We start from the raw sequence: 22482 nt of genomic DNA, 5'->3' as shown, positions 1-22482 counted from the left end.
ATGCGTATTGAACTTCTTAATAAGTATTTTAAAATGGATCAGCTGCCTCATATATGGTGTCCTGGATGTGGAAATGGCATTGCCCTTGGGGCTGCTGTTGAAGCTATTGATAATTCTACAATGGACAAAGATAAGATATGCATAGTTTCTGGAATAGGATGCTCCTCAAGAGCTTCGGGTTACTTAAATTTCGACTCGTTACATACAACTCATGGGAGAGCGATAGCCTTTGCAACTGGAATAAAACTTGCAAACCCTGAGCTTAATGTAATAGTAATAACAGGAGATGGTGACTGTACTGCGATAGGAGGAAATCATCTAATACATGGATGCAGAAGAAATATAGATATAAACGTTTTAGTATTCAATAACAATATTTATGGTATGACAGGAGGCCAATATTCTCCTACCACTCCAAGAAACGCAAGAACTTCAACCTCAAGGCAGGGCACAGTAGAGAGACAATTTGACATATGCAAGCTCTCTGAAAACGCTGGAGCAACATACGTTGCAAGAGGAACAGTTTTTCATTACAAACATTTAATAGGTTTGATAGAGGGGGCCTTTAAAAATAAGGGATTTTCCATAGTTGAGATATTAACACCCTGTCCCATCCAATTTGGAAGAAGAAACAAAACACCGGAGCCTGCCGATATGATGAGGCTTTTAAAGAATTCTACTTCCTTTTCGGATGACGGAAAGACCAAAATAGGGGTTTTCAGAGATGAAAAGGAACCGGAATTTGTAAGTGAATACATCAAGCTCCTATCAAATGAGGGAGACATTAGTGTTTAAAAAACAGGTTATAATCGGGGGGACAGGGGGACAGGGAATAATGCTTGCAGGGATAATTATTGGTGAAGCTGCTGTTTATGATGGCTACCATGTAATACAGTGTCAAAACTATGGTCCCGAATCTAGAGGGGGGGCAAGTAGATCTGATATAATAATTTCAGACAGCGAAATATACTATCCAAAGGTACAGAAGGCTGATATATTTGTATCCCTTAGCCAGGAGGCCTTTAACAGGTATTTAAAATACTCGGATGCCAGTTCTATCATAATAGTCGACAAAAGCATTGATGTAGGAAATGTAGCAGGCTGTAAAAGCTATGGAATGATAGAATATGCCTATAAGGTTTTAAATAGGCCCATGACGATTAACATGATAGCAATTGGGATTATGAATTCACTGACTGGCATATTAAGTCAGGAAGGGATTAGAAAAGCAATTGAAAAGAATGTTCCGCCGAATACATTTGATGTAAATTATTCTGCCTATAACGCGGGCTATAGTTTATTAAAAAGCTTATGAAAAGGATGTGGGATGTGCTATGGAAGAAAAAAAGCAGGATTTGATGAGGCTTATTCAGATGAAATTTCCAAGGCTCAGCAAGGGACAAAAGCTGATTGCTGAATACATTCTTAAACACTATGACAAAGCCGCATTTATGACAGCTGCAAAGCTTGGAGTTACTGTAGGTGTCAGTGAGTCTACGGTTGTAAGGTTTGCAAATGAATTGGGATTCAGTGGGTATCCAACACTTCAGAAGGCGCTTCAGGAACTTATTAAAACCAAGCTTACCTCGGTTCAAAGAATAGAGATTTCAAGCGATTATATAAGCGAGGATAATGCACTAAAAAGTGTACTCAAGGCAGATATGGAAAATATAAGGGCAACTCTTGAAAAAATAAATAACAATGCCTTTGACGACGTTGTAAAGGCTATTTTCAATGCTAAAAGGATATATATTATTGGCCTTAGAAGTTCACAGACTCTTGCTGAATTTTTAGGTTTTTATTTGAACCTCATTTTGGATAATGTTAGAGTTGTTTCTACGGGCGTTAGCGATATATTTGAACAGCTTTTAAGAGTTGGGGAAGGAGATGTGGTTATAGGTATTGGTTTCCCGAGATACTCTATAAGGACAATTGAAGCCCTTAAGTTTGTAAAGAGCAAAAATGCAGAAGTGGTTGCCATAACTGACAGTCTTCTGTCACCCCTTGCTTCATATGCTGATCATACCCTCATTGCTCAGAGCAACATGGCCTCCTTTGTAGATTCTCTTGTTGCACCGCTTAGTGTAATTAATGCCCTTATAGTAGCTGTAGGAATGAGGGAAAAGGAAAAGATATATGAAACCTTTAAGGCCCTTGAAGGTATATGGGAAGAATATCACGTCTATACTTACAATCCAAAGGATAAAAATATGGAGTAATTCAAAGAGGATCTTAAGATGAATGAATACATTCGTTTAAGATCCTCTTTATTCTGAATGAATGATGTATTGCAAAGAAAAGGATTTATGTTTTTTATTCATATAATAAATAGGTCTATTGTGTGAATAGACAGAAAATAAAGAAAAAATGGAGGATAGCACTAAATAATTGAATAAAATCCTGAAAATATGGGGGCTTTTATGATTGAAAATATGAATGAAATATTTCACAATTAAATTGTATATAGTATATTTCAATCTCTTTTATTTAGGGGGGTATATAATGGCAAAGGTAAGACCAAACCCATCGGCCTATATTGAAGAGGTCATTGAAAAGGTAAAGAAGAGAAATCCTTATGAACCTGAATTCATACAGGCCGTAGAAGAAGTTTTAAAGTCACTTGCACCAGTGTTTGAAAAGCATCCGGAATATATAGATGAGAATCTACTGGAGAGATTTGTGGAACCAGAAAGGCAAATAATGTTCAAGGTTCCATGGGTTGATGATAACGGTAATGTGCAGGTTAACCGCGGATTTAGGGTACAGTTCAATGGTGCTATAGGACCTTACAAAGGAGGACTCAGGTTTCATCCTTCAGTATATATAGGTATAATTAAATTTCTTGGCTTTGAGCAGATATTAAAAAATGCACTTACGGGACTTCCCATAGGCGGAGGCAAGGGCGGTTCTGATTTTGATCCGAGAGGAAAATCGGATGGAGAAGTAATGAGATTCTGTCAGAGCTTTATGATTGAGCTGTACAGGCATATAGGACCAGATATTGACGTTCCTGCAGGGGATATTGGAGTTGGCCAGAGGGAAATTGGATACCTCTATGGTCAGTATAGAAGAATTAAAGGTGCCTTCGAAAACGGAGTATTAACAGGAAAAGGTTTATCATATGGTGGAAGTTTGGTAAGGCTTGAAGCTACCGGCTTTGGAATAGCCTACTTTTGTAATGAAATACTCAAGCACGAAGGCACAAGCTTTGAAGGTAAAACTATTGCCCTTTCAGGATTTGGCAATGTAACCTGGAGTACAGCCAAAAAGATTACCCAGCTTGGAGGAAAGGTAGTAACTGTATCAGGTCCTGATGGATACGTTTATGACCCAGATGGAATATCAGGAGAGAAGATTGATTACCTGCGTGTAATGCGTTCGTCAGGAAGGGATAGGGTGCAGGACTATGCTGATAAGTATGGCGTGGAGTTTTTCCCCGGGCAAAAGCCATGGGGTGTTAAGGTTGACGTTGTAATACCATGTGCCACTCAGAATGAAATACATCTTGAAGACGCTAAAAAGATAGTTGCAAATGGAGTTAAGTTTGTTTGCGAGGGTTCAAACATGCCATGCACAAACGAGGCGATTGAATACCTCCAATCGAATGGAGTGATTGTTGGACCTTCGAAGGCTGCAAATGCAGGAGGAGTTGCAGTATCAGCCCTTGAAATGGCGCAAAACAGTATGAGATTATCATGGAGTGAGGAGGAAGTTGATAGGAGGCTTCATGAGATTGTGGTAAATATATATAGGAATGCAATAAAAGCTGCTGAGGAATATGGGTTTGGTCACAACCTCGTTGCCGGTGCAAATATAGCAGGATTCTTAAAGGTTGCTGACGCAATGCATTCACAGGGTAATTATTAATAGAAAGCCCCTCACGGGCTTCTTCTTTTTTTGCCTCTTTTATGATATTGTATTTATGGTACTAAGCTTTGGGAATCTACGAAGGATTAAAATGTATAAGATTTATTTGATACGGCATGGAGAAAGGGTGACGGGAATAGGGCCTAAAAATATACATAAAATAAGAAAAATGATATATTAACTCGTTGTGCTAGATAAATTTACAGATGGTTGCTGCGATAAAAAATATATTTCATTCACCAGCACGCTTAGCAAAGAAGTTCCAAGGCTCGGAATTTGAAAAATATGAATTTCATATATTTTTTATCGACTCTCAGCCCCTGAACTGGTACAACGGATTATATTGCTTAATATCTTTGAATAAGCAAATAATACATGTGACATAAGCTTTAAGGAGGACAGAAGATGAAAAAAGTGGTTGTAGTAGGGGGAGGCCCTGCGGGAATGATGGCTGCGATTAAGGCAGGAGAAAAAGGTCATAGAGTAACTTTGATAGAAAAAAATGACAGGCTGGGAAAGAAACTCTTTATAACAGGTAAAGGGAGATGCAATTTAACCACAAACAAAGACATTGAAGAGATAATTAAAAATATCCCCGGCAATGGAGCCTTCATGTACAGCTCTCTGTACACATTTTCCAACTATGATTTAATGGATATGATTGAAAGAAAGGGAGTAAAACTAAAAGTTGAAAGAGGAGGTAGAGTTTTTCCCCAGTCTGACAAATCAAGCGACATAATAAAATGTTTTGAAAGATATCTTAAGGAAAACAATGTAGAGGTATTGCTTAATACAAAGGTTACAGATGTTAGGGCTTCTAATGGGCATATAGAAGGCGTTGAAGTGGATAGCGGAAGATTTATTAAATGTGACGTTGTGATCCTTGCAACTGGTGGAAAGTCATATCCTGCTACAGGCTCAAGCGGCGATGGGTATGTTTTTGCAAGTAAACTTGGGCATAAAATTACGGAGATAAAGCCCTCTCTAATACCTCTTGTAACCAGGGAAGAATGGGTAAGGGAATTGATGGGATTATCGCTAAAAAATGTTGAACTCACGGTGAAGTACAAAAACAAAACCATATACAGAGATTTTGGAGAAATGCTCTTCACACATTTTGGAATATCGGGACCTATTGTTTTATCCTCAAGTAGAAAGGTCGTTGACTACCTTCCAGGAGAGGTTGATATATATATAGATCTTAAACCGGCTCTAAGTGAAGGTGAGCTCGATAATAGAATATTAAGGGATTTTGAGAAATTTAAGAACAAACAGTTTAAGAATTCACTGGATGAGCTTTTGCCTAAAAAACTTATACCAGTTGTTATAAAATTAAGTGGCATACCATCTGAGAAGTCAGTAAACTCTATTACGAAGGAGGAAAGGATTGGACTTGTAAAGCTTCTCAAGCAATTCAGATTAACTGTGACAGGAACACGTCCGATTAGCGAAGCTATTGTCACAAGGGGAGGAGTAAATGTGAAGGAAGTAGACCCTTCGACCATGGAATCAAAAATAATCAATGGGCTTTATATAACGGGGGAACTTCTTGATGTAGATGGACTAACAGGTGGATTTAACCTGCAGATAGCCTTTTCAACAGGCTACTGTGCAGGAATAAGCTGCTAGGAGGGTGATATTATGTTTTCTATTAGGGGTGCAATCACAGTTGACAGGGATGAAAAGGAGGAGATAATAAAATCCAGCGAAGAACTTCTCCTTAAGATAATAAATAGTAATGGAATAAGCATAGGCGACATAATTTCAGTGATATTCACATGTACAAAGGATTTATGCTCTGCGTATCCTGCAGTTGGTGCCAGGAATATTGGAATAACAAAAGCTGGAATAATGTGCCTTCAGGAAATGTACGTTGAAAACAGCCTGGAGAAATGCATAAGGGTAATGCTCCTTGTGAATGGAGATAAAAATCAAAGTGACGTTAAGCATATTTATCTAAAAAAAGCAGTTAGTTTAAGGCCTGATCTTATGGAGGAATTTTAAAAAAAATATTGAATATATTATTATAAACTTTTGAGGAGGTAAACGATGAATAGACTCGTTATAGCCGTAGATGGACCTGCAGGAGCCGGTAAAAGTACAATATCTAAAGCAATTGCGAAGAGGCTTAATATAGAATATATTGATACAGGGGCTATGTACAGGGCTGTTACTTTAAAACTATTAAGAAGTAATGTTGACTTCGATGATGAGGCTTCTATAAAGGATATTTTAAGCAAAATTGATATTAACCTTTCTGAGGGCAAGGTTTACCTGGACGGTGAGGATGTGTCGGAGGAGATCAGAATGCCCTATATAAGCTCAAGGGTTTCAGAAGTTGCGGCAATGCCACTTGTAAGGGAAAAGCTGGTTGAGATTCAAAGAAAAATGGCATCCACTAAAAGCGTTATCATGGACGGCAGGGATATTGGTACAAATGTTCTCAGGGATGAAGCTAATTTAAAAGTTTACCTTACAGCATCTGTCAGGGAAAGAGGAAATAGAAGATACAAAGAGCTTAAGGAAAAGGGACTGGAGGTAACTCTTGAAGATATTTGCAGGGAAATTGAAAATAGGGATAAATACGACATGTCCAGGGAGATTAATCCGCTCTGTAAGGCAGAGGATGCTGTACTTGTTGATACGACAGGTAAAAGTATAGAACAGGTGGTCCAGGAGATTATACGCCTGGTGGGTAATATAGGGGGGAAAAGTAATGTTTTATAATTTTGCTAAGGCCTTGGTATCAGCAATTTTTCATCTGATTTACAGAATAGATGTTGTAGGTCTTGAAAATGTTCCAGAAGACGATGGCGCTCTTATATGCCCTAACCACTTTTCAAACCTTGACCCTTTTTTGGTAGCTATAGTACTGCCAAAGCAGATAAGATTTATGACTAAATATGAAGCATTTAAGAATCCTGTATTAAGGTTTCTTTTATATAAGCTTGGAATGTTTCCGGTAAAGAGAGGGGAGGCAGATTTAAACGCTGTAAAGACGACGCTGAAAATTTTAAGGGACAAGCAGTTGGTAGGGCTATTCCCTGAAGGGACCAGAATTAAGGGAGGAGCCTTTGGAAAAGCTAATCCCGGGGTTGCAGTCTTTTCAATTAAATCCTCAAAGCCTATAATTCCGGTTTATATTTCAGGTAATTTTAAACCCTTTACAAGGATGAAAGTTATTTTCGGAGAGCCTATAGACTTCAGCCAGTACAAGGGTACAAAATTGACAAATGAGGAATATACAGAAATAAGCCAGAAGGTTATGGAAGAAATTAAAAAGCTAAAGGAGGGAATTTCCTGATGGAAATACTTATAGCAAAAAATGCAGGTTTTTGCTTTGGAGTTCAAAATGCAATAGATAAGGCTGAAAGGGTTGCAGAGGAGGGCAGAGGAGTTTATACCTACGGACCTATAATACACAATAGGCAGGTTGTTGAGAATTTGAAATCAAAGGGAGTGGATGTAAAGGATGATATCGATGAAGTTAAAGAGGGAGACAAAATAATAATAAGATCCCATGGCGTGCCCAAAAAGGAATATGAGGAGCTTGCTGCAAGGGGGTCTGAGATAATAGACGCTACCTGTCCCTATGTAAAACATATACATAAGGTGGTTGAAGAAAAGTCAAAAGCAGGTTATAAAATTGTAATAATAGGTGATCCTTCCCATCCTGAGGTTAAAGGGATTAATGGATGGTGTGATGAAAAAGCAGTCATAATAAATGGTGAGGAAGATATAAATAAAATAGACTCAAAACTTCATAGGATATGTGTTGTTTCTCAGACCACATTTAATGAAGAAAAATGGTATTCTATAATATGCAGGCTTGTGAGAATGGCAAGGGAAATGCTCATTATAAATACAATATGCAATGCAACAGAACTCAGGCAGAAGGAAACCATGGAGCTCTCGAAGCAGGTCGACGTAATGATAGTAGTTGGAGGCAAGGAGAGTTCAAATACAAGAAAGCTGTTTGAAATATCAAAGTCCAACTGCGATAATACAATATTTATTGAAACTGCTGAGGAACTGGATTTGAGCCTTGTAAAGGGTGCTAAAAAGGTAGGAATTACTGCTGGGGCGTCTACACCGGATTATATAATACAGAACGTCGTGGACAAGATAAAAGAAATAGATGTGGAAAATGAAAAGGTGTCATCTAAGGAAGTTCTAAAGGACAACGATAAGGATATGATGGGTGATTATTCTCTTGAGTTTAAGAAAATCCATCCGGGTATGGAGGTAGAGGGTAGAGTTATACTTGTTACGGATAAGGAAGTTTACGTGGATATAGGATATAAGTCCGATGGAATACTACCTTCTGAAGAAGCTTCCAATGAAGAAATAAATCTCAGAGAAAAGTTCAATGAAGGCGATATAATAAAGGTTGAAGTTATTAGGATGAACGATGGTGAGGGAAATGTAGTTCTCAGCAGAAAGTCTATTGAGGAAGAGGAGCTTATCAATTCTCTCAAAGAATATAAGGAAAGCGGCAAAGTAATTGAGGTTGCTATAAAAGGAGTGAACAAGGGTGGATTTGATTGCGTTTACAATTCCATCAGAGCGTTTATGCCTTTATCACTCTCAGGAATCTCAAGGGATGAAGATAGTGAGTCCTATATAGGTAAAAAGCTTAAGGCCCAGATAGCTGACGTAGTGGAAAGCAGAAACGGCATTGAAATAGTAGTTTCAAGAAGGGAACTTATGAAGCAAGAAAGGGAAAGAAAGATTAAGGAGACTTTTGACAATCTTGAATACGGCCAGGTTGTAAAGGGGAAGGTAAAATCAATTATTGATTCAGGGGCATTTGTGAATATAGGGTATGTGGATGTGTTTGTACCAATTTCCGAGATTTCCTGGAGAAGGGTAAATAAGATTCAGGATTTTGTCAAGGAAGGGGATGAAATCGAAATCCTTCTAATTAGGATTGATAAAGAAGAACTTAAGGCTACAGGAAGCTTAAAGAGGCTGAAAAAAGAGCCCTGGGAAGAATTCGCTTTAAGTCACAATGAAGGTGACATAGTGGAAGGAAAGGTTGTAAGGTTTGCAGATTTTGGAGCCTTTGTTGAGCTGGCAGAAGGTGTAGATGGACTTATACACATATCCAACATGGCTGACAGGAGAATTAACAGACCCCAGGAGGTTGTAAAGGCAGGCCAGATTGTTAAAGCCAAAATATTAATGATCGACAAGGAATCAAGGAGAATAGGACTTACTCTTAAAGATATAGAATAATAGCAATTAGACAATTAACTTATAATAGGTAGATACATATTATTTTATTATGATCTACCTATTATTTATTTTCGTTCTATTTATAAGTTGTATATAGAGATAATGGACAAGATTATAAATCGATGTAAAATACAGAGATTTAAAGAGAAATATTGATAAATTATGTTTATAATTTCATTTAACAATTGATTTCTATAATTTATATTGACTTTTTGGTTCATTTTGATAAAATTTATATATTGAAATTTTGAAAAAGGAGGTTGAGAGTCGGAATGAACGCATTGGGTCGTCATATTTTAGCGGAGATATATGGATGCGATCCAGCTATTTTGGATGATAGCGAACTTATTAAAAAGATAATGGTGGATTCAGCCTTGGCCGCAGGGGCTGAAATTAGGGAGGTAGCATTTCATAAGTTTAGCCCTCAGGGAGTAAGTGGTGTTGTGGTTATATCGGAATCACATCTTACTATACACACATGGCCGGAGCTGGGTTATGCTGCTGTGGATGTATTTACATGCGGAGACAGGATAAATCCATGGGATGCATGCAACTATTTAACTGAAAAGTTTAAAGCAAAGCATATAACAGCCACCGAAGTTAAAAGGGGACTCTTTGACCAGCCTGTGTCAGTAAAGGTTTCAAACCTGTAAAGGATAACGAAAATGCGGCCCTAATTATTTAGGACCCATTTTTTATACATAAATATAATATAAATGCTCTATAAAATTCATGAATGAATTTTATAGAGCATTTATTGTAATTTACTGTATTGCTGCAGATAGTGGTGGAACGACCTGTTTCTTCCTTGAGACAACGCCAGGCAGGTAAACAGAGTTTTCACCGGGTTCTACATTAAACGCCCTGGCTATGAGTTCCCTATCCTCACCAACGAATAGAAGCTCAGAGCCTTCCTTTATGATGTCTGTAAGCATTATTATCACAAGGTTGTAGTTTTTATCTTTATAAACCTTCTCCATATATTTAAGCAATTCTTCCTTAACGCTTGTTATGCTGTCCGTATCCATGGTGCTTACCTGTCCGATTCCTATTTTATATTTTCCAAGGCTAAAGTCCTTAAAATCCTGATAGAATATTTCCTCAGGAGTCCTTCCAGTGAGGGAAGAACCTGCCTTGAACATTTCAAGAGCAAAGCTGTCTATGTCAATTCCTGCAATTTCAGCAAGCCTTTCAGCTGTCATTTTGTCAATGAATGTACATGTTGGAGACTTAAACTTTAAAGTATCAGAGAGTATTGCTGCACAAAGTATTCCAGCTATGCTTTTAGTAGGCCTTACACCGTTTTCAAAATATATATTTGCAACAATCGTTGAAGTGCTTCCAACAGGTTCATTTCTGAAGTATATAGGCCTGCCGGTCTGAATATCAGCTATCCTGTGATGGTCAATTATTTCAAGTATTTCGGCTTCATCTATGCCATGAACTGATTGACCGCGTTCATTATGATCCATAAGTATAACCTTTTTCTTTCTCTGGGAAATAAGGTGATATCTTGAAACAAGCCCCTTTACTCTATTGTTTTCATCAACAACGCAGTAGTTTCTGTACCTGGTTTGAAGCATCTTATCCTTTATTTCATCTACAAAATCGTCCAAGTTAAAGCTTATTATGTTTTCCGTCGTCATGACGTACTCAACAGGTATGCTCTGGTTTATAAGCCTTGAAGTTGAAAAAGTATCATTTGGGGTTATCATCAATATGCAATTTGCTTTTTTTGCAGCCTCTATAACTTCCTTTTCTACTTCGCATCCTCCGGTTACAATTATTAGGTTTGCCCCTGATTCTATTGCTATAAGCTGGCTGTCAGTTCTGTTTCCCGTTATTACAATATCACCTTTATCGATAAAGGATTTTGATTGTTCAGGAGTCAGCGCAGCAACAACTACCTTCCCGCTTGTTTTAAAATCCTTCTGGCTGCCGCAAACGATCTTTGCATTAAGGGTTTCAACTATGTTTCTAAGGGGAGTTTTACTTGCAGCAATAATGTTGTTTTCGAGTGCATCCATGTATTTGTTTGTTATGTCTGAAGGGGTAACTATTCCAATAAGTCTTTCGTTTTCATCCACAACTGGAAGAGTTTTTATGTTGTTTTTCTTCATGAGCATCCATGCTGTTTTTATGGATACATCAGGTGACACTGGAATAACGTTGTCGATGTTCAAATCGCTCACCTGAGTTTTTACTGTAGGAAGGTATTCAGGTGCAGGAACACCAAAATAATTAAGTATGAATTCTGTCTCTCTATTAATATCGCCAAGTCTGGCAGCTACAGCATTATGTCCGAGCTTTTTCTTAAGCTCTGCGTAGGCGATTGCTGAGCAAATGGAATCGGTATCAGGATTTTTATGGCCTGTTATGTATATAACGTCCGGCATATTTTCACCTCCTAAATAGATTACTTTAATTATTATATATAAAATGATAAAAAAGTAAATGATTTAATGGAAAAAAGTGAGTTCACACTTTTAGTATAACCTGGCTATGAATTTAAAAACATTTATTTTAATCATTAAAGTGATACTTAAATCAGGTTTTAAATATAAATAGTTATAGGTTTAATTGAGGAGGATGGTATATGTGAGGGTAGTAAATATAAACACAGGAGAAAGAATAGATAGTGATTATGGATTAACCCAGAGAGAAGCGAAGAAAAGGCTTGAGAAACATGGATATAACGAACTTATAAGAAGGGAAAAGATGTCTCCGTTTAAGATCTTTTTATCTCAATTCGGCGATTTTATGACATGGGTACTTATGGCTGCAACGGCCATTTCAGGTTTTATGGGAGAGAAGGCTGATGCTGTTACAATACTTATTATAATTGTTTTAAACGCAGTGCTTGGATTTATTCAGGAATACAAAACTGAAAGGTCACTTGAGGCATTAAAGGAGCTTGCTGCACCAACGGCAAAGGTTATAAGGGATGGCAAGCTTATAACAATTAAAGCAAGGGAGCTTGTTATTGGAGACATTATAGAACTTGAGGCAGGGGATAGAATACCAGCTGATTGTGTACTTATAAAGGGGGATGATGTGAACGCCGATGAATCGATTCTTACAGGTGAATCAATCCCCGTTGAGAAGAAGATATTTAAGGGTATAGAATTTCCTTCAGGTGAAAATATGCTTTATATGGGATGCAGCATTGTCAGGGGACGAGGAAGAGCGAGGGTTATCGCTGTTGGAATGAATACCGAGATGGGCAAAATAGCAGGAATGCTTCAAAATATTGAAACAGGAAGGACGCCTCTTCAAAATAAGTTGGATAAACTGGGGGAAATACTGGTTTACGGATGTATTATCATTTGTGGAATTGTAACTGTTACAGGAATAATCAGAGGAGAGGATGCCTATAAAATGTTTCTAATAGGGGTTAGCCTTGCAGTTGCAGCTATACCGGAGGGACTTCCTGCAATAGTTACTGTATCCCTTGCACTTGGAGTTCAAAGAATGATGAAGAGAAATGCCCTTGTAAGAAAACTTCCAGCAGTTGAAACCCTTGGCTGTACAAATGTTATTTGTTCTGACAAAACAGGAACCCTTACACAGAACAAGATGACCGTAAAGAAAATTTACATAGTTGACAGGAATTGTGACGTTACAGGAGATGGTTATTCAACAAAGGGGGATATCATCTGCAATGGATCAAGGGTTAACGTTAGAAATATTAAAGAACTGAGGATGCTCATAGAGGCAAGCGTTATATGCAATAATTCTTCAATACCTGAAGAGGATAGAAAGGTGGTATTCATAGGAAATAGCAATAGCCAATATTCGGGAGATCCAACGGAGATATCTCTTCTTATTATGGGAGCAAAGTCAGGAATTTATAGAGGAGAGCTTCTTAGAAAATACAGGGTAATAAAGGAGAATCCCTTTGACTCAGAGAGAAAAATGATGTCGGTACTTTGCGGCTATGATAGAAGGAGATACCTATTTGTGAAGGGTGCTCCTGAAAGAGTTTTAAATAAATGTAAAAGTTATCTGGAGAACGGAGAGGAAACCTCACTTTCAAGCAGTATTAGACAAAAAATTACATATGCAAACAATAGAATGGCCGAATCTGCTTTAAGAGTTTTAGCTGTCGCCTATAAAGAAATGGATTCAAGTAATGTTAATACAGGAGAAGACGATCTTGTGTTCCTCGGCCTTGTTGGAATGATAGACCCGCCGAGGGAAGAAGTAAGGGATTCAGTTATAGAATGCAGGCTTGCAGGAATTATCCCTGTTATGATTACCGGGGATCACAAGCTGACTGCCCGGGCAATTGCAAGTGAATTAAAGATACTTGATAAGGACGGAATGGTAATAACTGGTGAGGAACTTGACAGGATGAATGATTCAATGCTGGAAAAGATTATAGATAGGGCAAGAGTGTTTGCAAGGGTAAATCCCTCACACAAATACAGAATTGTTAGGGCTTTGAAGAAAAATGGCATGGTAGTTGCTATGACCGGAGATGGGGTAAACGACGCCCCTGCAATAAAAGAGGCTGACATAGGTATTGCAATGGGTATTTCAGGCACTGACGTTACAAAGGAAGTATCATCCATGATACTTCTTGACGATAATTTTGCAACGATAGTTTCGGCGGTTAGGGAAGGAAGGGTAATATATGACAATATAAGAAAGTTTTTAAGATATCTCCTGTCCTGTAACATAGGCGAGGTTCTTACCATGTTTATTTCATCTTTTTTGAGCCTTCCAATACCACTTTTGCCTATACAGATACTGCTGGTTAATCTTGCAACTGACGGACTTCCTGCAATGGCATTAAGCCTTGAACCGGGGGAAAAGGATGTAATGTCAAGAAGGCCAAGAAGAAAGGACGAGAGCATTTTTTCAGATGGACTCCGGGCAAAGATAATTTTAAGGGGAAGCTTAATAGGCCTTTGTACTATAGCAGCATTTTCCATGACACTGGTGTATTTTGAGGGCAATTTGAGGCTTTCAAGAACAGTAGCACTTGCTACACTTGTAATGTCGCAGCTTTTCCATGTATTCGAGTGCAGATCTGAGAGGCATTCTGTATTTAAAATAGGCTTTTTTACCAATATTTATCTTGTTGCTGCAGTTTTGTCATCGATGATATTATTGATCACGATAATTTACATACCCTGGCTGCAGAGCATATTCTATACTCAAGGATTAAACCTTTTACAATGGGGAATAGTTCTTGCATTTTCAGGCACAATATCCCTGATATCCAGCCTTATATGGTACAGTAAATAAAATGAATATTTAAAATGGTGGCTGAAAAATTAAATTTTCAGCCACCACGAACTTTAAAAATTCTATATATCAAGCTCCTTTATAACATTGGCCATAATCTCTGCAGATTTCTGAAATGCTTTTATTTCATCATCGTCCAGTGGCAGTTCCAATATACTTTCAACACCGTTTTTACCCACAATTGAAGGAACGCTTAAAGCCACATCTGAAACCCCATATATGTTACTTAGAGGAGAAGAAACCGTAAGGATTGACTTTTCATCGCGGGTTATTGCCTCAACAATTCTTCTTACGGCCATGGCCACTGCATAATACGTTGCTCCCTTGTTCTCAATAATTTTATAAGCAGCATTTCTTACTTCATCAACTACTTTTCTTCTGAAGTTTGCATCGCATTTTGATTTACAAATTGTACAGTATTCCGTAAATGGAACTCCTGCTACGTTTGTGAGACTCCATGCGGCAAGTTCGGAATCTCCATGCTCACCTATAATGTATCCATGGATGTTTCTAGGATCAATACCGCAGTGCCTGCTGAGAAGAAATCTGAACCTTGAACTATCAAGGACAGTACCGGAACCTAGAACCCTTCCCCAGGGAAGGCCTGATATTTTGTGAGTTACATAGGTAAGTACATCAACGGGATTGGTGACTATTAGGTATAGGGCCTTATCATTGACTGACAAAAGCTTTGGAATCATTTCCTTAAATATGGCCGTATTTTTCTTGACAAGATCGAGTCTGGTTTCACCGGGTTTTTGGTTTGCTCCGGCGGTTATGATTACAATATCCGATCCCTTTACATCGGAGTAGTCGCCAGCGTAAACATCAACAGGCCTCATTAGTGGAACTCCATGGCTTATGTCCAGGGCATCTCCTATGGCTTTATTCCTGTTAATATCTATTAGAACTATTTCAGTAACTGTACCGCTTGCAGCAAGTGTAAAAGCAGAAGTAGCGCCTACAAACCCAGAACCTACGATTGCGACTTTGCTCATTATAAATTACCTCCCAAATGACTTATTTTAATATTTAGTGTGCGCGAATACAGAATTTTTTATAATACACTTGCATATAAAATAAAGCATATGGAAATCCATATGCTTTATTTTATAAACTGCCTCCTTTGAATGCGTTTTACTTCCTGCTGGTCAACGGCTATTAAATCCTTTTTGGTAGTAAGGTTTCTAACGTTTATAATTTGAATAGCTTCGTTTGCAGTGCCCTTTGATTTCTGATTTTTCTTTGGTTTTAACCCTTGAACAATGACCATGTTACCCTGATTTAACTGCATAAAGACTGGCTTTTTTAACCACTGATTTTTCTTATACTGGCATCTAACTACTGCTTTGCTTCTTTCAGGTTTTACAACTATATCAGCCTTAAGTATATGATAAATCCACAATATAGTTTTGGTAGTAACTTTAACGCTTAATACGTGCCCCTGAACCTGCGTTAAACGATCTCCATATTTTTTTAAATAAGCCTCAGCATATTTTTGTGATAACTTCTCCCTAAAGCTCATTACACTATCTCCTTTGCCACATATTTTATTTATGAATATATAAAATTCCAATTATATTGTAAATTATATCATATATTATGATTTCCACGAAGAAGTTTTTTGATAAAACCGTTTTTAAGAATAATGATAATTTTTTCTTAATATGTCTTTAATTTTTGAAATATTCACACTATAATTATAACAGAAAATACTAATTTATGGTATAGATTATCCTAAATATTTATTATACTAAGTTATGCTGTTATGATTACTTCACTTTTTTATAGTAATTACGGACACATCATTTATGTTGCAGCTCTATGTCCTGCAGAATTTAACATAGGGGAAGATATCAGGGTGGCTATTTTAAGTGTTCCCGAGGGAGATGACAAGCTAGAGAAGTACCCCCTTATGTTCACAACATCCGAGTCCATAGTAATAAATAAGTATGACATGATTAAATATTTCGATTTTGACGATGTTAGGTTGGAAAACACTGCAAAGGAAATGAACCCAAATATCAGGGTGTTCAGGGTATCCTCAACAAAGGAAACTGGTATTGACGAATTGGTGGAGTGGCTTGAAGGCAATATAAATGAAAAAATACAGAATCTTGTCACCCAACTCGAGCATTAGAGCTTCCTTGTGCAATTATATTAATGAATGAAACATATTTTTTATCGCAGCACTCTTAGAAGGATCAAACTGTCACAACAAGTTAATTTTAGGATATAGTTCTTATAAGACTAAAAATTATATAAAATAAAATTATCAATTAGGCCAAATATAGGTTAAAATATTAAGTGAAAATCAAAATAATAGGAGGAATAAAATATGATAACCAGGGAATATGTAGCCTCAATAATTGATCATACTATTTTAAAGCCTGAGACAACTCCTGAGGACGTAAAAAAAATATGCCGGGAAGCCAAGGAGTATGGCTTTGCATCGGTATGCATTAATCCATGCTATGTTAAGCTTGCTTCAGAGGAACTTAAAGGTTCAAAGGTAAAGACCTGTACTGTAATAGGCTTTCCTCTAGGAGCTTCCCCTTCAGAGGTTAAGGCCTTCGAAGCTAGAAAAGCTATTGAAGATGGGGCCAAGGAAGTTGACATGGTTATTAATATAGGGATGCTTAAAGCCAGGGAATATGATTATGTTAAGAAGGATATAGAGGCAGTTGTGGAGGCTGCTAAGGATAAGGCACTTGTTAAAGTTATTATAGAAACCTGTCTTTTAACCGATGAAGAGAAGGTTATGGCATGCAGGCTTTCTAAGGAAGCGGGAGCTGACTTTGTAAAAACCTCAACAGGATTTAGCAAGTGGGGGGCAAAGGTTGAGGATGTTAAGCTTATGAGGGAAACCGTAGGAAGTGAAATGGGAGTGAAGGCTTCAGGAGGAGTGCATAGCTTTGAGGATGCAGTTAATATGATTGAAGCAGGTGCTACAAGAATCGGTGCCAGTTCATCACTTAAGATTATAGGAGTGTCAGCATCCAGCGAGGGAAAAGCATATTAATTTTAGTGCCTAAAACTTTGATGTTTTAGGCTTTTTTTATCTGATGGTGAAAAAATATTATTTAAAACCCCTCTGCCAGAATATTATATATTAAGGCAAAGGAGGGATATGATGTCGGATTATAGAGAGCTAACTTTGGAAGATCTTAAATTCGATTTAAAACTTCATAAGAGCTTTGAATCAACCCTTGAAATAGCGCCCTACAATGATATCATTGGACAGGAAAGGGCAGTTAAAGCACTTGAAATGGGATTGATTATTAATAAGTTTGGATATAACATCTTTGTAGCTGGAAGAAAGGGAACTGGCAAACGCAGTTATATAGCGGATAAGTTGAAGGAGTATGCAAAGGATTACAATGTACCCGATGATTGGTGTTATGTATACAATTTTAACGATCCTTTTACTCCCCTTGCAGTATCACTACATGCAGGAACGGCTGAGGAGTTCAAAAACGACCTGGAAAACTTTATTGACAGCCTTTTTGAAAAAGTGCCAAAGGTATTTTCCGATGAACTTTATGAAAGGGAAAGGAGCAGTATTATAGATAAATATCAAAAAGAGATACTGCATCTTGCTGATAAGCTTTTTGATGAATCAAAGGAAAGGGGCTTTAATGTTAAAAGCACAGGGGAGGGTTTTGCATTTATACCGCTTAAGGACGGAGAAGAGATGAGTGAAAAACAGTACAATGAACTTTCAGAGGAGGAGAAGGAAAGGATAAATCTTCTTGCTAGCGATTTGAAGCTGTTAGCCCTTGAAACTATGAGAAAAACAAAATCCTTAAAGAAGGAAATGGCTGATGAACTTAAAAATCTTGATAATAAAATGTCCATTATGCTGATGGAGAAGGAGATAGAGTACTTAAAGGACAAGTATGGGTATAATAAAAAGATTATCGAATATATAAATGCTGTTGAGCAGGATATTACAGATAATATAGATGCTTTTATGGATTATGAAAATCAGTATGAAAAATATGATGAGAATTTCTTTAAAAGATATTATGTAAATATAATGGTTTGTAATAAGGGTTTAAAGGGAGCTCCCGTTGTTTTTGAAGAAAATCCGGAATACCATAATCTTCTTGGAATAGTGGAATATGAAAATAAATCCGGGACTCTTGTTACCGACTTTACAATGATAAAACCAGGAAGTCTTCACAGAGCCAACGGAGGCTTCCTCGTGATCGATGCTCTTCAGCTTCTAAAAACGTATCGTGGATGGGAAGCATTAAAAAAAGCGCTGAGATCAAGAAACATCAGCATTGAAAATCTAAAAAATCAGTTTGAAATTATTCCTTTAGCTACACTTAAACCTGAGGATATTCCACTTGATATCAAGGTTATAGTTTATGGGAGCAATTATCTATATTATCTTCTCTATAATTATGATGATGATTTTAAAGAGTTATTTAAAATAAAGGTTAATTTTGATGATGAAATAGAAAACACAAGCGATAACATTGGTAAGCTCCTGGGATTTTTAAGCAATTACTGTATTAAAAATGAAATTTTGCCAATAACGCGGGAAGGTGTTATTGAGCTTCTAAGGTACTCTGCAAGACTGTCTCAGAGTAAAAAACATTTTGATTCATCCCTGAAGGAGATTGTTGATATAATTGAACAGGCTGGACCTATTGCAGAATGGGAAAACAGCAGGTTTATAGACGGAAGCCACGTAAAAAGTGCAATCGAGCTTCGGGAAAAAAGGCACAGCATGATAAGAGACAAAATACTGGATATGTACAGGGATAATAAATATATAGTGAATCTTTCAGGGTACAGGATTGGACAGATAAACGGCTTGTCTGTAATAGATTATGGAGATTTTGCATTCGGGAAACAGAATAGAATAACAGTAACCACATTTGCAGGAAGGGATGGAGTAATTAACATTGAAAGAGAAACCGACATGAGCGGAAATATACACAGCAAGGGGATAATGATACTGTCAGGATATATAGGGGAAAGATTCGGCCAGAATATGCCTCTTTCCTTCAGTGCAAGCATTTGCTTTGAGCAGCTCTATGGAGAGATAGATGGTGACAGCGCATCGGCAGCTGAGCTTATAGCTCTTATGTCAAGCCTTGGAGATATTCCAATAAAACAGAGCATAGCGGTAACTGGTTCCGTTAATCAAAAGGGAGAAATACAGCCGGTAGGAGGGTTGATTGAAAAGGTTGAAGGCTTTTATGAAATATGCAGGATATTTGGATTAAATGGAAGCCACGGTGTAATCATTCCCTACAGCAACATTGATGAACTAGTTCTAAAGGATGAAGTGCTTGAGGCTGTTGACAAAAAACTGTTTCATGTTTATGCAGTAAAAACTATCGATGACTGCTTTGAAATATTGTGCCAGGACTTGTACAGAAAGGGCAATAGAAAGAACACTATGGATTATGTAGATGAAGCCATAAGGGCAAAGCTTCAGAAATATAACAGCGTATTTAATGAAAGAGGTAAAAAATAAACAGGTAACCAGCATGCGTTCAAATATAGCGAATTAACCATGGACAAATCTCTTTGAATATCATGATGAAGTTTGCACGTAATTTTAGCAGGTTTTATCTACGATATAAACCTGCTAAAATTACAATCTTTCCAGATATTTATATATCCAAAGTGAAAAATGCAGAAGAAATTTTACCCTTTTCACAGTTTGCTTATACGTTAAACCTAAACAGAACAACGTCTCCGTCCCTCATTACATAATCCTTACCCTCAAGCCTTGTAAGCCCCTTTTCCTTTGCGGCTGTTTCTGAACCGGCTGCAATCAGGTCCTCAAATGATGTAACTTCTGCTCTAATAAACCCTCTTTCAATGTCCGAATGTATTTTTCCAGCTGCCTGGGGAGCTTTTGTCCCTTCAGTAATAGTCCAGGCCCTTACTTCGTCAGGTCCCGCTGTAAGGAAACTAATGAGTCCTAAAAGCCTGTAGCTTGCTTTGATCAATCTGTTAAGCCCAGGTTCATCGAGGCCATAATCCTTTAAAAATTCCTTTTTCTCTTCATCGTCGAGTTTAGAAATTTCCTCCTCAAGTTTTGCACAAATCGGAATGACTTCTGAATTTTCATTTTTTGCGTATTCTTCTACCATCTTTACATAAGGGTTATTTTCATAGCCGTTTATTACATCATCCTCGGATACATTTGCTGCATATAAAACGGGCTTTGAGGTAAGGAGAAAGTACTGTTTTATAAGTTCTTTTTCATCATCGGTCATTTCAAGGGTTCTTGCTGGATTGCCTTCTTCAAGATGAACCTTTAACCTTTCCATAAAGGAGAGCTCCTCCTTTGCCTTCTTATCCCCTGAACGTGCTGATTTGCTTACCTTATCGATTCTCCTCTCCAGTATTTCTATATCTGAAAGGATGAGCTCAAGATTGATTGTCTCAATATCCCTTATTGGGTCAACGGAACCTTCAACATGGACTATATTTGTATCTTCAAAGCATCTAACAACATGAACTATCGCAGCAACTTCCCTGATATGTGAAAGAAATTTATTCCCAAGGCCCTCACCCTTGCTTGCACCCTTTACAAGCCCGGCAATATCATAGAATTCAACTACTGCAGGGGTTACCTTTTTTGGTTTATACATCTCTGCAAGCTTTTCGAGGCGGCTGTCCGGAACTGCGACAACTCCAACGTTAGGTTCTATAGTACAAAAAGGATAGTTTGCAGACTCGGCTCCTGCCTGTGTTATAGCATTAAACAGTGTACTTTTGCCAACGTTCGGTAGTCCAACTATTCCTAATTTCATTCTTATCTTCCTTTCCTGTAATTATCAAATAAATTATAAACCATAGTTCATATGGCTGCAAGTTTAGCGCATGGAGCTTATATATAAAGTTTTGAGTATTAAATTTTAGGATGGAAATGTATAAGATGAGGAGCAGCTATAGATTGGTGAATAAAACCTTTTGTTAAGCTCCCATTTTCTGATTTAACTTAAGAAATTTCAATTATATGGATGTGGTTTATGAGGATGTTTAGCAGCATGTTTTAACGAGTAAGAATATAGCAAATATTTCGACAATATTATGATATATTTAACAATACAGAATTTTTGTGTAGATAAATGAAATAGAAGTTGATATCAAGCATTGTTTTTCTTTGTCGATAATTAACATAATTTTAGAAGCATAGACATATATTTATAATTATTGACAGTTTATAACATATGTTGTAATATAATGTTATACCCACTTTTCACCACAATTTTTATCGGGTGGGTGATATTATGTTGCTGTTAGATAAGGTTGAAATGTTAAGGGGTCTGTTATATGAATTTTTAACACATAATGACCGCGAAATGATCCTTAGGATTAGCCAGGAGCTTGACGAGCTGATAGTTGAGTATTACAACAAAGAGTATAAACGAAATATGTAAAAACGATATAATAGAATTTACGATACGTAGGGATGGTCAGGAAAAGCCGTCCCTATTTTTTATCGTAGAGCCTTTTAAATCCAAAACCAGCAGGACAAGTTATATTAATGGGATTTGAAGCCAGACTGTGTTTTAAGCAGCGCGTATATCTAATATCTTTGTTAGAAATACGTGCTATTTTTATTTTTAAAGGAGGATTTTTTATTTTTATATAGAATTATATAAAATGTGGTGAAAAGTGGAGTAAAGTGGAGTGATTTGTGAGGGATATGGATGTTTATAGGTGAATATCAGCATGCACTGGATTCCAAAAACAGAATTATCATTCCAGCCAAGTTTCGGGAAGGGCTGGGAAATAAATTTGTTATTACAAAGGGACTTGATGGATGCCTCTATGTCTATCCTATGGATGAATGGAAAAAGCTTGAGGAAAAACTGAAGGCGCTTCCACTTACCAACAGGGATGCAAGAGCCTTTGTGAGATTCTTTTTTTCGGGTGCTGCTGAGATAGAAATAGACAAGCAAGGCAGAGCTTTAATCCCTCAAAATCTAATTGAATATGCCGGTATCACGAAGGAAATAGTAAGTATAGGCGTTTCAACAAGAATTGAACTTTGGAGTAAAGAAAAGTGGACTGAATACAATGAACAAAATATCGATTTCGATGAAATTGCTGAAAAAATGTCCGAACTTGGTATTTAAAATA

At 37.3% G+C, this 22482-nt stretch carries 20 protein-coding genes; 16 read left to right on the top strand and 4 right to left on the bottom strand.

Annotated elements, in window-relative coordinates; genetic code table 11:
* The 10 genes from EDD71_RS04330 (at position 1) to speD (ending at position 9758) form a co-directional block, all read left to right on the top strand.
* Positions 1-795 carry a 2-oxoacid:ferredoxin oxidoreductase subunit beta gene (locus EDD71_RS04330; RefSeq protein ID WP_133627520.1) on the top strand — a complete coding sequence of 265 codons (795 nt, stop codon included), beginning with the start codon at positions 1-3 and terminating at the stop codon, positions 793-795.
* Entirely contained in the window at positions 773-1315 is a 543-nt protein-coding gene (locus EDD71_RS04325; protein ID WP_133627519.1) for a 2-oxoacid:acceptor oxidoreductase family protein, read from the top strand. Before EDD71_RS04330 ends, EDD71_RS04325 begins: the two co-directional genes overlap by 23 nt.
* A 19-nt stretch (positions 1316-1334) precedes the next feature.
* Positions 1335-2219 carry a MurR/RpiR family transcriptional regulator gene (locus tag EDD71_RS04320; RefSeq protein ID WP_133627518.1) on the top strand — a complete coding sequence of 295 codons (885 nt, stop codon included), beginning with the start codon at positions 1335-1337 and terminating at the stop codon, positions 2217-2219.
* A gap of 283 nt (positions 2220-2502) precedes the next feature.
* Complete coding sequence (gene gdhA, locus EDD71_RS04315) at positions 2503-3867, top strand: NADP-specific glutamate dehydrogenase (protein ID WP_133627517.1); 1365 nt, start codon at positions 2503-2505, stop codon at positions 3865-3867.
* 405 nt (positions 3868-4272) lie between these two features.
* Complete coding sequence (locus EDD71_RS04310) at positions 4273-5496, top strand: BaiN/RdsA family NAD(P)/FAD-dependent oxidoreductase (protein WP_133627516.1); 1224 nt, start codon at positions 4273-4275, stop codon at positions 5494-5496.
* A gap of 12 nt (positions 5497-5508) precedes the next feature.
* Positions 5509-5871, top strand: a complete 363-nt coding sequence (gene aroH, locus EDD71_RS04305; RefSeq protein WP_243116399.1) for a chorismate mutase — start codon at positions 5509-5511, stop codon at positions 5869-5871.
* Between the two features lie 45 nt (positions 5872-5916).
* The gene (gene cmk / locus EDD71_RS04300) at positions 5917-6594 is read left to right on the top strand and encodes a (d)CMP kinase (protein WP_133627514.1); all 678 of its coding nucleotides are present in this window, start codon (positions 5917-5919) and stop codon (positions 6592-6594) included.
* Positions 6584-7171: a lysophospholipid acyltransferase family protein gene (locus EDD71_RS04295; protein WP_133627513.1), complete on the top strand. Its 588-nt coding sequence runs from the start codon at positions 6584-6586 to the stop codon at positions 7169-7171. Before cmk ends, EDD71_RS04295 begins: the two co-directional genes overlap by 11 nt.
* Positions 7171-9105: a bifunctional 4-hydroxy-3-methylbut-2-enyl diphosphate reductase/30S ribosomal protein S1 gene (locus EDD71_RS04290; protein WP_133627512.1), complete on the top strand. Its 1935-nt coding sequence runs from the start codon at positions 7171-7173 to the stop codon at positions 9103-9105. Before EDD71_RS04295 ends, EDD71_RS04290 begins: the two co-directional genes overlap by 1 nt.
* A gap of 272 nt (positions 9106-9377) precedes the next feature.
* On the top strand, positions 9378-9758 hold the full coding sequence (gene speD / locus EDD71_RS04285; protein ID WP_133627511.1) for an adenosylmethionine decarboxylase: 381 nt from the start codon (positions 9378-9380) through the stop codon (positions 9756-9758).
* 111 nt (positions 9759-9869) lie between these two features.
* On the opposite strand, the gene EDD71_RS04280 is transcribed toward speD, so the two are convergent.
* Positions 9870-11501, bottom strand: coding sequence for a putative manganese-dependent inorganic diphosphatase (locus EDD71_RS04280; protein ID WP_133627510.1), 1632 nt, complete (start codon positions 11499-11501; stop codon positions 9870-9872).
* Positions 11502-11703: 202 nt separating this feature from the next.
* Between EDD71_RS04280 and EDD71_RS04275 the strand changes: the two genes are divergently transcribed.
* A complete protein-coding gene (locus tag EDD71_RS04275; protein WP_243116398.1) occupies positions 11704-14358 on the top strand; it encodes a calcium-translocating P-type ATPase, SERCA-type in 2655 nt (884 codons plus the stop codon).
* A 62-nt stretch (positions 14359-14420) separates the two neighbouring features.
* On the opposite strand, the gene EDD71_RS04270 is transcribed toward EDD71_RS04275, so the two are convergent.
* Positions 14421-15356, bottom strand: a complete 936-nt coding sequence (locus tag EDD71_RS04270; RefSeq protein ID WP_133627508.1) for an L-lactate dehydrogenase — start codon at positions 15354-15356, stop codon at positions 14421-14423.
* Positions 15357-15463: 107 nt separating this feature from the next.
* The gene (locus tag EDD71_RS04265; RefSeq protein ID WP_133627507.1) at positions 15464-15883 is read right to left on the bottom strand and encodes a hypothetical protein; all 420 of its coding nucleotides are present in this window, start codon (positions 15881-15883) and stop codon (positions 15464-15466) included.
* 243 nt (positions 15884-16126) lie between these two features.
* Between EDD71_RS04265 and EDD71_RS04260 the strand changes: the two genes are divergently transcribed.
* The 3 genes from EDD71_RS04260 to EDD71_RS04250 all read left to right on the top strand — a co-directional run bounded on the left by EDD71_RS04260 (position 16127) and on the right by EDD71_RS04250 (position 19855).
* Positions 16127-16498, top strand: coding sequence for a P-loop NTPase family protein (locus tag EDD71_RS04260; protein ID WP_133627506.1), 372 nt, complete (start codon positions 16127-16129; stop codon positions 16496-16498).
* A gap of 198 nt (positions 16499-16696) precedes the next feature.
* Positions 16697-17380 carry a deoxyribose-phosphate aldolase gene (deoC, locus tag EDD71_RS04255; RefSeq protein ID WP_133627505.1) on the top strand — a complete coding sequence of 228 codons (684 nt, stop codon included), beginning with the start codon at positions 16697-16699 and terminating at the stop codon, positions 17378-17380.
* A 111-nt stretch (positions 17381-17491) separates the two neighbouring features.
* Positions 17492-19855 (top strand): Lon protease family protein, encoded by a 2364-nt coding sequence (locus EDD71_RS04250; RefSeq protein WP_166636333.1) that lies wholly within the window; start codon positions 17492-17494, stop codon positions 19853-19855.
* Between the two features lie 193 nt (positions 19856-20048).
* Here EDD71_RS04250 and ychF read toward each other — a convergent pair whose 3' ends face one another.
* Positions 20049-21146 carry a redox-regulated ATPase YchF gene (gene ychF / locus EDD71_RS04245; protein WP_133627503.1) on the bottom strand — a complete coding sequence of 366 codons (1098 nt, stop codon included), beginning with the start codon at positions 21144-21146 and terminating at the stop codon, positions 20049-20051.
* Between the two features lie 480 nt (positions 21147-21626).
* Here ychF and EDD71_RS04240 point away from each other — a divergent pair, with 480 nt between their 5' ends.
* Together EDD71_RS04240 and mraZ are read left to right on the top strand one after the other, a co-directional pair.
* Positions 21627-21776 carry an aspartyl-phosphate phosphatase Spo0E family protein gene (locus EDD71_RS04240; protein ID WP_133627502.1) on the top strand — a complete coding sequence of 50 codons (150 nt, stop codon included), beginning with the start codon at positions 21627-21629 and terminating at the stop codon, positions 21774-21776.
* Between the two features lie 273 nt (positions 21777-22049).
* The gene (gene mraZ, locus EDD71_RS04235; RefSeq protein WP_133627501.1) at positions 22050-22478 is read left to right on the top strand and encodes a division/cell wall cluster transcriptional repressor MraZ; all 429 of its coding nucleotides are present in this window, start codon (positions 22050-22052) and stop codon (positions 22476-22478) included.
* Positions 22479-22482: the final 4 nt, after the last annotated feature.

The sequence above is a fragment of the Fonticella tunisiensis genome (genome assembly GCF_004364155.1).
In the GTDB taxonomy this organism is placed as follows: domain Bacteria; phylum Bacillota; class Clostridia; order Clostridiales; family Caloramatoraceae; genus Fonticella; species Fonticella tunisiensis.
The sequence above is the reverse complement of the archived record's forward strand: the minus strand, read 5'-3'. Positions and strand labels throughout refer to the sequence as shown.